8 protein-coding genes, 1 tRNA gene and 1 pseudogene are annotated in these 12,548 nt (G+C 68.4%); 3 read left to right on the forward strand and 7 right to left on the reverse strand.

The features are described 5' to 3' along the window. Positions 1 to 25 precede the first annotated feature (25 nt). Positions 26 to 1,615 carry a molybdopterin-dependent oxidoreductase gene (locus AC1DBQ_RS03705; RefSeq protein WP_476927219.1) on the reverse strand — a complete coding sequence of 530 codons (1,590 nt, stop codon included), beginning with the start codon at positions 1,613 to 1,615 and terminating at the stop codon, positions 26 to 28. 787 nt (positions 1,616 to 2,402) lie between these two features. On the opposite strand from AC1DBQ_RS03705, the gene purD reads away from it, so the two are divergent. Together purD and AC1DBQ_RS03715 are read left to right on the forward strand one after the other, a co-directional pair. Continuing rightward, positions 2,403 to 3,719: a phosphoribosylamine--glycine ligase gene (purD, locus tag AC1DBQ_RS03710; RefSeq protein ID WP_476927220.1), complete on the forward strand. Its 1,317-nt coding sequence runs from the start codon at positions 2,403 to 2,405 to the stop codon at positions 3,717 to 3,719. An 89-nt stretch (positions 3,720 to 3,808) separates the two neighbouring features. After that, complete coding sequence (locus AC1DBQ_RS03715) at positions 3,809 to 4,720, forward strand: phosphoribosylaminoimidazolesuccinocarboxamide synthase (RefSeq protein ID WP_476927227.1); 912 nt, start codon at positions 3,809 to 3,811, stop codon at positions 4,718 to 4,720. Between the two features lie 71 nt (positions 4,721 to 4,791). On the opposite strand, the gene AC1DBQ_RS03720 is transcribed toward AC1DBQ_RS03715, so the two are convergent. Further along, on the reverse strand, positions 4,792 to 6,057 hold the full coding sequence (locus tag AC1DBQ_RS03720; protein WP_476927221.1) for a helix-turn-helix domain-containing protein: 1,266 nt from the start codon (positions 6,055 to 6,057) through the stop codon (positions 4,792 to 4,794). Positions 6,058 to 6,187: 130 nt separating this feature from the next. Here AC1DBQ_RS03720 and AC1DBQ_RS03725 point away from each other — a divergent pair, with 130 nt between their 5' ends. Beyond that, positions 6,188 to 6,406 carry a hypothetical protein gene (locus AC1DBQ_RS03725; protein WP_091256030.1) on the forward strand — a complete coding sequence of 73 codons (219 nt, stop codon included), beginning with the start codon at positions 6,188 to 6,190 and terminating at the stop codon, positions 6,404 to 6,406. 211 nt (positions 6,407 to 6,617) lie between these two features. Here the strand turns inward: AC1DBQ_RS03725 and AC1DBQ_RS03730 are convergent. The 5 genes and pseudogenes from AC1DBQ_RS03730 to AC1DBQ_RS03750 form a co-directional block, all read right to left on the reverse strand. Next, positions 6,618 to 6,694 (reverse strand) — tRNA-Pro (locus AC1DBQ_RS03730). Positions 6,695 to 6,879: 185 nt separating this feature from the next. Next, positions 6,880 to 8,745, reverse strand: a complete 1,866-nt coding sequence (locus AC1DBQ_RS03735) for an ABC transporter ATP-binding protein (RefSeq protein WP_476927222.1) — start codon at positions 8,743 to 8,745, stop codon at positions 6,880 to 6,882. Next, a complete protein-coding gene (locus AC1DBQ_RS03740; RefSeq protein WP_476927223.1) occupies positions 8,742 to 10,565 on the reverse strand; it encodes an ABC transporter ATP-binding protein in 1,824 nt (607 codons plus the stop codon). The genes AC1DBQ_RS03735 and AC1DBQ_RS03740 overlap by 4 nt, the downstream gene beginning before the upstream one ends. A gap of 529 nt (positions 10,566 to 11,094) precedes the next feature. Next, positions 11,095 to 12,042 carry a metallophosphoesterase gene (locus AC1DBQ_RS03745; RefSeq protein WP_476927224.1) on the reverse strand — a complete coding sequence of 316 codons (948 nt, stop codon included), beginning with the start codon at positions 12,040 to 12,042 and terminating at the stop codon, positions 11,095 to 11,097. Positions 12,043 to 12,045: 3 nt separating this feature from the next. After that, positions 12,046 to 12,548 (reverse strand): annotated as a pseudogene (locus AC1DBQ_RS03750) (transglycosylase domain-containing protein); the annotation flags it as partial.

A 12,548-nucleotide genomic window follows, 5' to 3' on the forward strand; every position in this document is an offset into this window, starting at 1 on the left:
ATGGTGCCGGGTGCGGATACCCCGGTTATTCCACGGTCACCATGACCGACTGCCAGCCGGAGGCKCCGTCCGGCACCGGATCCGCCCGCTTGTCCGTTTGCACCTGGCCGGTGCCGTCCGTGGCGCGGACCTTGATGTAGTGCGGGCCGGGCGTGGCATCCCAGTCCAGGGACCACTGCCGCCACGTGATGAGCGAGGCCTCATCGGAGAGCACAGCCTCGGTCCACGGACCGTTGTCGATCTGCACCTCGACCTTGGTGATGCCGCGGGTCTGGGCCCACGCGGTGCCCCCGAGCGCGACTTTCCCGGCCGGGACCTGGGCGAAGGACTTGGGCACTTCCACCCGGGCCATGGTTTTGATCGGGCCCCGTTCGGACCAGCCCCGCTGGGTCCAGTACGCCTTGTTGTCGGCGAACCGGGTCACTTCCAGGTCGACCACCCACTTGGTGGCCGAGACGAAGCCGTAGAGCCCGGGGACCACCATCCGGACCGGGTAGCCGTGTTCGAGCGGGAGGGGTTCGCCGTTCATGCCGATCGCCAGCATCGCGTCGCGGTCGTCCTGGAGGACCTCCAAAGGGGTGGAGGCGCTGAAGCCGTCAACCGACGTGGACAGCACCATGTCCGCGCCCTGCGTGGGCCGGGCCATCTTCAGGACGTCGCGGATGGGCATGCCCAGCCATTTGGCGTTGCCGGCGAGGTTGCCGCCGACCGGGTTGGACACGCAGGTCAAGGAGACATGGGATTCGATGAGCCGGGCGTCGAGGAGGTCCTGGAAAGTGAGCCGGACCTCCTGTTCCACAAGGCCGTGGATGCGCAGCTCCCAGTCCTGGGCGTTGATCTCCGGCACACTGAGGGCCGTGTCGATCCGATAGAAATCCTTGTTCGGGGTCAGCCACGGAGTGACGCCGGGGGCTTTGGACTGCACACCGGCCGGGACCGCGGCGGCGGCCTTGGCGGGTGCGGGCAGTTGCAGCGACTCACGCGCCGCCGCCACGTTGCTGCGCGCGGCGCTGAGCATCCGGCCGCCGGTGGCGGCAATGGCCGAGGCGGCCGCGGTGGTGCCGGCGGCGGCGAAGAATCCGCGCCGGGTGGTCGCCGGGCGCTCGGGTTCCTTCGCTGCGAGGCCGGCCGCCTCGTCCGGCCATTCCTGCATCCGCCACAGCCGCGAGGTCAGGAGCCGGAGCACCACGAGCCCGGCCGCGGTACCGATCAGGGACGGGATGGCGTCGACCGGCTTGACACTGGCCCGCGTCACMACGCTCCCGACGATCACGGCGCCCATCAGCAGCACCCCGGCCACGCCCAAGGCCCACTTCCGGTAGGCCACGATGCCGAGCACGCACGCCAGGAGCAGGATCGTCGCACCCATGCCGACAAACAGCGCCGCCTTGTCGTTGGTGCCGAACGTTTCAACGGCAAAGTTCTTCATCCATAGCGGCGTGAAGTCGATGAACGTCGAGCCCAGGGCAATCAGGGGCGTTGCCCGCGTGGTGAAGAAGGCACCAATCAGTTCCGCGACGGACAGGACGACGGCGGCGGCGGCCACTCCGGCCACCGCGGCCAGGGCTGTGGCGCGGCGGGACCGCTTGCTGGGCTTCATGCTGGGCTTTGTCATACAGGCCATTCGTAGCTGCAGGGCCGCCGGATTTGTCTAGCGAGTGGACATGCTCTCCGGCGACCCGTCGAAAAGGACATGCTCATTGGCCACGTGCCAGGGAATGGACAGGCTCCTTGGCCGCTTCCCTGGGAATGGACATGCTCCTTGGCCCGGGGGACATGTCCAGCCCTGGTACCCGGGAGAGGACATGGTGGCATTATGTCCAGTGGCTGCGGCCGGKACCGGGCATGTCCGGGGGAGTTTCTGGGCAAGGGCGTGGGCCGAGGAGTGATGTCATGCMTGACGGAAGGGCATGCTCCGCGGCCACTCAGCAGCGAATGGACATGCTCCTTGGCCGCGTCCCTGGGAATGGACATGCTCCTTGGCCCGGGGGACATGTCCAGCCCTGGTATCCAGGAGCGGACATGGTGGCATTATGTCCAGTGGCTGCGGCCGGGACTGGGCATGTTCGGGGGAGTTTCTGGGCAAGGGCGTGGGCCGAGGAGTGATGTCAGGCTTGGCGGAAGGGGCACGTTCCGCGGCCACTCGGCAGCGAATGGACATGCTCATTGGCCGCGTCCCTGGGAATGGACATGCTCCTTGGCCCGGGGGACATGTCCAGCCCTGGTATCCGGGAGCGGACATGGTGGCATTATATCCAGTGGCCGCGGCCGGGACTGGGCGTGTCCCACGGATTACGCGGTGCCGGGGCATCTCCGGGCATGTCCCAGACGGACGATTGAGCATGTCCAGCGGCCGACACAGCTTAGGAGCCTGCGGGGTGCACCACGTACCCTTGGAGACTGTGAAGGTACTTGTCATCGGCCCCGGCGGCCGCGAACACGCCATTGTCCGATCCTTGCTTGCAGACCCCAACGTGTCCGAGGTCCACGCGGCCCCGGGCAACGCCGGCATCAGCGCGCTGGTCCCCACATATGCGATCGACGCGAACGATCCCGACGCCGTCGCCGCGCTCGCKGTCAAGCTCACCGTGGACCTGGTGGTGGTCGGTCCGGAGGCGCCGCTCGCCGCCGGAGTGTCCGACGCCGTCCGAGCCGCCGGCATCCCGGTCTTCGGGCCCAGCAAGGCCGCTGCCCAGCTGGAAGCGTCAAAGGCCTTCGCCAAGGAGGTCATGGCCGAGGCCGGCGTCCCCACGGCGATGGCCCGTGTGGCCTCCAACGCCGAGGAAGCCGCCGACGCCCTCGACACCTTCGGCGCCCCCTACGTCGTCAAGGATGACGGGCTCGCCGCAGGCAAGGGCGTTGTGGTCACCTCCAACCGCGACGAGGCCCTGGCGCACGCCCAGAGCTGCTTCGACGCCGGCGGCACCGTGGTCATCGAGGAGTTCCTGGACGGCCCCGAGGTCTCCGTGTTCGTCCTCTGCGACGGCCGGAACACCGTCGCCCTGTCCCCGGCACAGGATTTCRAGCGCATCTTCGACAACGACGAAGGCCCCAACACCGGCGGCATGGGAGCGTACACCCCTCTGGAATGGGCCCCCGACGGCCTGGTCCAGGAAGTGATCGACCGCGTCGCCCAGCCCACGGTCAACCAGATGGCCCACCGCGGCACGCCGTTCGTCGGCGTCCTGTTCGTCGGCCTGGCACTGACCTCGCGCGGCACGCGGGTCATCGAATTCAACGTCCGGTTCGGTGATCCCGAAACCCAGGCCGTCCTCGCCCGGCTCAAGACGCCCCTCGGCGGGCTGCTCATGGCCGCCGCGAAGGGCGAACTGGACAAGGTGCAGCCCCTGCGCTGGTCCAAGGACACCGCCGTCGCCGTCGTCGTGGCCGCCGAGAACTACCCCGGCACCCCGCGGACGGGCGACCGCATCCGGGGCCTGAAGAAGGTTGACGCGCTGGACGGCGTCCACGTCATCCACGCCGGCACGAAGCTGGACGAGGAAGGCCGCGTGGTCTCCGCCGGCGGCCGCGTCCTGGCCGTTGTGGCGCTGGGCACCGACCTCGTGGAGGCCCGCGAGCGGGCGTACGACGGCGTCGAACTCGTCCAGCTKGACGGCAGCCAGTTCCGCACCGACATTGGCCGCAAGGCTGCCCGCGGTCAAATMCAGGTGACGACGCCGGGTGCCCCGGCCGCGTCGAAAGCGAAGGCATKACCGTGACGGATCCCGCAGCCTCGACCCCCGGTCCCGCACAGTCCGGTCCCGCACAGTCCGGCCCCGCACCGTCCGGCACCCCGCCCAAGGGCGGTCTGGACACCGCCGCGCAGGACCTGCCGGGCTGGCAGCACGTCTACTCCGGCAAGGTCCGTGACCTCTACGTCCCCGCGGACGCGGCCATCACGGAGCGCTTCGGCCAGGACTGCGTCCTGGTGGTGGCCAGCGACCGCATCAGCGCCTACGACCACGTGCTGGCCAGCGAGATCCCGGACAAGGGACGCATCCTGACCCAGCTGAGCCTGTGGTGGTTCGAACAGCTCGGCGTCGCGCACCACGTCCTCGCCTCCACGGTCGACGGCGGTGTTCCCGCCGMCGTCGAGGGCCGGGCGATGATCTGCAAAAAACTGGACATGTTCCCGGTCGAGTGCATCGCCCGCGGCTACCTCACCGGCTCCGGGCTCCTGGAGTACCGCGAGTCCGGCACCGTGTGCAGCATCCCGCTGCCCGCCGGCCTCGTGGACGGATCGCGGCTGGATGAAGCCCTCTTCACGCCGTCGGCGAAGGCCGAGGTGGGCGAGCACGACGAGAACATCACCTACGACGCCGTCGTTGGCCTCGTCGGTGAGGAGGTCGCGGCCAAGCTCCGCGAGCTCACCCTGGAGATCTACACCAAGGCCGAGGACATCGCGCGCGGCCGCGGCATCATCCTGGCCGACACCAAAGTGGAGTTCGGCGTCGACGCGGCCACCGGCGTGATCACCCTGGGCGACGAGGTGCTGACCCCGGATTCCTCACGCTTCTGGGATGCGGCCACGTACCGGCCCGGGCAGGCCCAGCCGTCCTATGACAAGCAGTACGTGCGCGACTGGCTGACCTCGCCGGACTCCGGCTGGGACAAGGCCTCCGACACGCCACCGCCGGCTCTCCCGGCCGACGTCGTGGCCCGCACGCGCAGCCGCTACGTGGAGGCTTTCGAGTTGCTCACCGGCCGGACGTTCGCCTAATCCGGCAGGGCGCAGGCCGACGCCGTTTGCCGGGCCCCTCACGGGGCCCGGCGGCAGAGCCTCTGCGGCGGCTAGGCTTCGGCGGACGCTGCCTCGGCGCGCCGCTGGGCGAGCCGGATCTCGAGCACGGCATCCAGTGCCTGCTGGACCCGGTCCGAAGCTCCCGCCGCACTGAACTCCTTCTGGGCTTCCTCGAGATAGACCAGCGCCTCGGCGGATTCCCCGGCAGCCTTGAGGGCCTTGCCCAGCAGCAGAGACACCTCGCCGGCCGTGTGCCGGGCCAGTGAMTGGCGCTCCGCGTGGATTTCGCGCAGCTTCTGGACGGCCGCCACGATGTCCCCGGTGAGGTAGAGCCAGCGGGCCCGGATAAAGGCGACTTCCAGCTGGTCGGTCTTGTTGCCGCCCACAATCGAGAGGGCCAGCTCGGCGCGTTCGATCGAGGACAGGGTTTCGGGTTCGACGATTCCCGAGGAGAGCCGGACCGCCGCCGAGGCCTTGTTGAACCGGGCCCACAGGTCGATGTCGTTCGCCGGGGAGAGCAGCCGGCCGGCACGCTCGTGGTACTTGATGCCCTCGGCGTAGTCATGGCGCATGAACGCCACGTTGCCGATCACCCAGGCCACCTCGCCGGCGAGCTGGGACATGGAGTGGTCGTCCATCTGGTCGTTCATGGCCTGGCAGTACTCCCAGGCCTCATCCAGCCGGCCGCTCTCGGCCAGGGCGCCGATGAGCGCCCGCAGGGCGCCGATGATCATCGTGGAGCCCTTGGGCAGCTGGGCGCAGAGCCGCACCGCTTCCTGCGCATGTTCGACGGCGGCGGTCAGTTGGCCCTGCCCCTGCGAGGCGGCGGCGAGCATCTGTTGGGCGCGGACGCCCAGCCCGGCCGATTCCGCGGCCATCGGGTGCTCCAGGAGATTCCGGACGACGTCCTTGCACTCCTGCCAGAGGCCCTGCTTGATCAGGCACTCGGCCTGCATGTAGGTCATGTTCCACCAGGCACTGGTGTTCTTGGCCTCCAGGGCGATCTTGGCGGCGGCGGCGGCGTGGGTGGCGGCCACGGGATAGTCACGGAGGTCCCAGGCCTGCCGGGCGTACAGTCCCGCGAGCACATATTCGGCGTCGCTGACGGACACCGGCTGGCTCCAGGCTTCGAGCGCTTTGGGGGCAAGTTCGAGCCGGCGCGCGAGCTCTTCGATGACATCGGCCGTGGGCTCGCGGCGTCCGGTTTCCAGTAGCGAGATATAGCTGGGGGAGTACAGGTCACGGCCCAGTTCCGCTTGCGTCAGGCCCCGTTCGAGCCGTTCCGCGCGGAGCTTCTCCCCAAATCCGTTCCCCACGGACACCTCCTAATTCCGGACATTCTTTGTACTAAATGCTTGACAGTCTCTGTGGAAACCATTTTACAATGTGTGTCAACAAGGGTAGTGCTGACTTGGTTAAGGACCCCGACTCTTATTGAGGAACTCTATGTTGAAGAAGATTGCAGCCGGCGCCGTTCTGGCGGGCGCACTGGCATTCTCCGCCGCGGCTCCGGCCGTGCTGTCCGCTGCTTCACTTACCGATGTCTCACACGTTGCCGCGGTCGGCAACTGGCCGGATCCCATGCGCACCGCGCAGGCGGTCGGCAACTGGCCCGATCCCATGACCGCCTCGCTCAACGTCGGCAACTGGCCCGACCCCATGTAACAGATCCGCTGTGACGGATCCGGCGCAGCATCTGCCGGCCTCCTCCTCACACAAATCCAGCACAGCCCCGGGAGCTATCTCCCGGGGCTGTGCTGCGTCCGGCGCAAGAATCCCCGGCCAGGAGGGCGGTCCCGGGAGGATCAAAAGCGTGGGAAACAAAAAGCCGGAAACAAAAAGAGGACCCTCCACGCGGAGGGCCCTCTTTTATCTGTGGTCGGGATGACAGGATTTGAACCTGCGACCTCGTCGTCCCGAACGACGCGCGCTACCAAGCTGCGCCACATCCCGATCCGTTGCTTCAAAAGCAACTTCACAAGAGTATCCGATCATGGCCCCGGATGTGAAATCGGGGGTGACGCCCTTGGGTGAGGGCGGTGTTTGAGCGCCGGGTTTGGGGACGCGGTTAGGGCGGCACGACGCCGGGCGCCGGCGCCCGATGCCAGGTGCCGTCATGCGAACCCCGCCGGAGCGGATCAGACGAGCGAGTCCTTCCAGGCGCCGTGGAGGCGGGCAAAAGCTCCGCCGTCGCCGATCAGCTGCTCGGGTGTGCCGTCCTCGACGACGCGACCGTCGTGCACCACCAGGACCCGGTCCGCGGTCTCCACGGTGGAGAGCCGGTGGGCGATGATGAGCGCGGTCCGTCCGGCGCCCTGCGCCGCGTCCGGGCCGGCTTCCCGCGTGCCGGCCTCCCGCGTGCCGCGCAGTAGCCCGGCGAGGCCCTGCTGGACCATCCGTTCCGAGGGGATGTCCAGCGAGGACGTTGCCTCGTCCAGGATCAGGACCGCCGGGCGGGCCAGGAAGGCCCGGGCGAAGCTGATCAGCTGGCGCTGGCCGGCGGAGACGCGGCCGCCGCGCTTGTTGACGTCGGTGTCGTAACCGTCCGGGAGGTCCGTGATGAACGCGTGCGCCCCCACGGCCCGGGCCGCGTCCTCGATCTCCCCGCGGGAGGCCCCGGGCCGGCCCAGGGCGATGTTGTCCGCGACGGAGCTGCTGAACAGGAACGCCTCCTGGGTGACCATGACGACGTTGCGGCGCAGGTCTTCGGTGCTCAGCTGGCGCAGGTCCACGCCGTCGAGCGTGACGGATCCGGCGGAGACGTCGTAGAAGCGGGCGATCAGCTTCGCCAGGGTGGACTTGCCGGCGCCGGTTTGCCCGACGAGAGCGACCGTCTGTCCGGCGGGGATGTGCAGGTCCAGCCGCGGGATGATGACGGGGCCGTCGCCGTAGCGGAATTCGACGCCGGTGAAGTCGATGCTGCCCAGCGCGTCGGGCAGGGCCACGGGGGTCTGCGGCGGCCGGACCGTGGGGACTTCCTCGAGCAGGCCCGAGACCTTTTCCAGGGCCGCCTGGGCGCTTTGGAAGGAGTTGTAGAACATGGCCATCTGGTCCACCGGCTGGAAGAAGCGCTTGGTGGACAGGATCAGGGCCAGGAGCACACCCACCGCCAGCTCGCCGCTGAGGACCCGGAACCCGCCCGTGAGCAGTACGACGGCGACGCAGACGTTTCCGATCAGCACCAGTCCCGGTTGGAAGATGCCGTTGAGGTTGATGGAACGGACGGTTGCGCGCCGGTAGTCCTCGGAGAGTTCGGCGTAGCGCGCGGCATTCTCGCGTTCCTTGCGGAATGCCTTCACCGCGCGGATGCCGGTCATGGTCTCCACGAAGTGCACGATCAGCCGGGCCGAGACCACCCGGGATTCGCGGAACGCGATCTGGGAATGCTTCTGGTACCAGCGGGCCAGGAAGTACATGGGTACGCCCGCGGCCAGCACCAGCACACCGCTGCGCCAGTCCAGGGCGAACACCGTGATGGCCGTGAACGCCATGAACAGCACCCCCGAGGCCAGCGAGCTCACGCCGGAATCCAGCAGCTCGCGCAGGGCCTCCAGATCCGAGGTCTGCCGGGCGATGATCCGGCCGGAGGTGTACTTCTCGTGGAATTCCAGGCTCAGCCGCTGCGTGTGGCGGAAGACCCGGACGCGAAGATCCAGCAGCATCGCCTGGCTGAGCCTGGCCGTCGACGTCACGTAGAGCGCGGTCAGGCCCGCCGTAGCGGCGGCCGCTGCCAGGTACGCGACGCCGGCGAACGCGAGGGGCAGGCCGTTGCCGGCCCGCAGGGCCGGGAGCGCGTGGTCGATTCCGAAGGCTATCAGCGCCGGCCCGGCCACGCGGGCCGCCTGGGACAGGACGACGGCGCCGATCGTCAGCCAGAAACGCGCCCGGACCGGGCGGATCAGGGAGCCCAGCAGGGCCAGGGAACGCCGTCGGACGGCCTTGCTCTCGTTCCGGGTGAGGTGCGCGTTGTCCTCATTGGCGGTGCCGAACGTTGCGCTGCTCATCGGGAAATCTCCTCGGACTGGTCCTCGAAGGCGGACAATTCTGAATCCAGGTCCCGCGGTTCATGGTCCAGGCTGGCGATCACGTAGCGGTAGTGGCTGTTGTTGGCGAGCAGCTCCGCGTGGGTTCCGACGGCGGTGATCCGGCCGTCTTCGAGCAGCRCCACGCGGTCGGCGAGTGCCACGGTCGAGGGCMGGTGGGCCACGATCAGCGTGGTGGTGTCCGCGAGGACCTCGCGCAGCCTGGCCTCGACGAGGACCTCGGTGTTTACGTCCAGGGCCKAAAGGGGGTCGTCCAGGACCAACACGGCCGGTTTCGCGGCGATGGCGCGGGCCAKGGCGATGCGCTGGCGCTGGCCGCCGGAGAGGCTCAGGCCCTCCTCGCCGATCAAGGTGTCCACCCCRTCCGGCAGCGAATAGGCGAAGTGGGCCTGGGCGACGTCGAGGGCTTCCTCCAGCGCCGCGTCGCGGCCTTCCGCCGAGCCGGCGTCGGGCGCGCCGAGCAGGACGTTGCCGCGGACGGAACTGGAGAACAGGGTGGTGTCCTCGAACGCCACGGCAACCACGGTGCGCAGATCCTCCACGCTGAACTCGCGCAGGTCCACGCCGTCGATCGTAATGGCACCGGCGGTGACCTCGTAGAGGCGGGGGACCAGCTGGAGCAGGGCGCTCTTGCCGCTGCCCGTGATGCCCACCAGGGCCATGGTCTCCCCGGGMCGGATGTCCAGGCTGATGTTCTTGAGGATCGGCTTGTCCGGGGCATCCTCGAACGCGAACGAGGCGTCGCGGAAGCTCAGGGCACCTTTGAGCTCAGCGGGCCGGCGGGGCTGGTCCGGGCTGGTGATGGTGTTCTGCGCGTCCATGACCTCGAAGTGCCGGTCGACAGCGGACTTCGCGGTGAGGGCCATCGCCAGCAGCATGCCGCAGAACTCGACCGGCGCGGCCACGACGGCGGCGGTGGCGAAGAAGGCCACGAGGGATCCGATGGAGAGCTGGTCCGTGGAGGCAAGGAGGATCCCGACGACCAGCCCGGCGCCGAGGGCGAGTTCGGGCAGCAGCGTCACGACCAGGCTGAAGGTCGCCAGGTGTTTGGCTTTGGCAATCTCGGTCTCCCGGAGCTCCTGGGCCTGTTCGTTGAAGTTCTCGAGCGCCTCGCGGCTCCGGCCGAAGGCCTTCAGGACGCGGATGCCGTGCACGGATTCCTCGACCGTCGTGGCGAGGTCCCCGGTCTGGTCCTGGCTGCGGCGGGCCACCTTGCTGAACCGGGTGCGGAAGCGGAATCCGTAGATCATGATCGGCACCGCGGCGGCKAGGAAGATCAGGGCCAGCTGCCAGCTCATCGAGAACATCACCGCGACGCCGATCACCACGGTGAGCGTGGTGACCACCAGCATGATGGCGCCGAAGGCCATCCAGCGGCGCAGGAAATTCAGGTCTGTCATGGCGCGGGAGAGCAGCTGCCCGGAGCCCCAGCGGTCATGGAAGGCCACGGTGAGGTCCTGCAGATGCCCGTACAAGGAGATCCGCATCCGGGTCTMCACGGTGGTGGCAGGATTAATGACGAACTGGCGGCGTAAGGCCACGAGAACGGCCTCGGCGATGCCCAGGACCAGGATCACGAGCGAGGCGGTCCACACAGCATCCGCGCTGCCTCCTGGCTTGAGGGATTCATTGACCAGCACGCGCAGCACCTGGGGGATGGCCAGTGCCATCACGCTCGCCAGCAGCGCGGAGAGCAGGCCCATGACCAGCCGGGGCAGGATCGGTCTGACGTGCGGATAGAGACGGCTGATGGAGGTAAAGAATGAAGTCTGCTTGGCCATGCCTGCTTCTTAAAACGCCCGTGCCTACAGAGCACCGTTGAATGTAGTTTCCTATAGCAACTACCCTAGGCCATCATGTGACCGCATTCACCCGGCATGGGACGGTCCTGTGATCTCGGACAGTCATTACGATCCGCAATGAAGTCAGGGTACCGCGCCCCGGGCCCCACAGGACATGTCCAGTCCTGGCTCGGACCCCACGGGACATGTCCAGTCCTGGCTCGGACCCCACGGGACATGTCCAGTCCTGGCTCGGACCCCACGGGACATGTCCAGTCCTGGCTCCGACCCCACGGGACATGTCCAGTCCTGGCTCCGCGGAGTGGACATGATGTCACGATGCTCATTGCTCGCGATCACCGGAGGGCATGTCCCACGCGCAGGAGAGCCGCCGGAGGGCATGTCCCACGCGCGGGAGAGCCACCGGAGGGCATGTCCCACGCGCAGGAGAGCCGCCGGAGGGCATGTCCCACGCGCGGGAGAGCGACCGGAGGGCATGTCCCTCCGTCGGGCCGCCGGGAGGTCAGGTTCAGGAGCGGGAGGTCAGCGTGAGCAGGATGGCTTCGGGGCGGCAGGCGATGCGGACCGGTGCGAACCGGGAGGTGCCGATGCCGCCGGAGACGTTGACCGGCGTCGCCCTGCCGTTGCTTTCCCACGTGTGCAGGCCGCGGGCCCGCCAGGTGGGAAGGTCGCAGTTGGTGACCAGCGCCCCGTAGCCCGGGATGCAGATCTGCCCGCCGTGGGTGTGGCCGGCCAGGATGAGGTCGGCGCCGTCGTCGGTGAAGTGGTCGAGGACGCGCTGGTAGGGCGCGTGGGCCACGGCGACGCGCAGGTGCGGATCGGCGTCCCGGCCCTTGGTGCCGCGGGGCCAGCCGGCGTACCGTTCGAGGCGCAGGTGGGGATCGTCGACGCCGGAGAAGTCGAAGCGCATGCCCTTGAGCACCAGGGACTGGCAGCGGTTGGTCAGGTCCACCCAGCCGGACATGCCGAACTCGGACCGCAGCAGCGGCCAGTCGAGCTTCAGCGGGTCTTTGCGCTGGCCGGAGGGCCCGAACAGATACGAGGCGGGGTTCTTCAAGCGCGGCCCGAAGTAGTCGTTCGAGCCGGGAACGAACACGCCGGGGAATTCCAGGAGGGGACGCAGGGCCTCCACGAGGGGGGCCACGCCCTTGGGATGGCTGAGGTTGTCGCCGGTGTTCACCACGAGGTCCGGCCTCAGCCCGGCCAGGGAGGAAAGCCACTCGGCCTTCCGGTGCTGGCCCGGCACGAAGTGGATGTCGGAGAGGTGCAGCACCCGGAACGGGCCGAAGCCGGCCGGCAGGATGGGGAGAGTTTCCTCCCGGAGCACGAACTGGTTCTTCTCCCAGATTCCGTAACCGGTGGCGGCCGCCCCTGCTGCGGTGCCGACGGCGGCCGTCACGGCAAAGCCGCGTCCGATGCTTCGAACGCGGCTTGCCAGATCATTCCCCCGGATCATCGGCTACTTCTTACTGGACTTCGTGGGGGCGGGAGCCGGCGACGGGGCCGTTGTCGGGTCGGCCGAGGGGGCCGTGGCCGGATCGGTGCTCTGGGTTGTCGGGATGGTCGCCCGCGGCGGCGCGACCGGGGCCGGCGCGTTCAGCAGGTTCGACGGCGGTGCCGGGAACGGATTGGTGCCGTAGGCCGGCGCCACCTGGGCCATGTAGTTCGAGAACTGCGGCCCGGCGATCATGTAGCCGTCGATGCCCCTGTAGAACTTGCCGTTGATGGTGACGTTCTGGCCGGCCCGCTGCTGGTTGCCCAGGGGATCGCCAAACCACGTCGCCGTCGCTAGGCCGCTGGTATAACCGGCCACCCACGTGGAGCTGTTGGAGTCGTTGGTTCCGGTCTTGGCCGCGATCGGGAAGGTGGTCTTGGTMGAAATCCGGGGCACAATCAGCGCGCCCGAACCGCGGTTGAGCACTTCCTGCATGGCATACGCGACGCCGTGGGCCACATCCGGAT

This window comes from Arthrobacter sp. 10T413_2, from assembly GCF_056394205.1.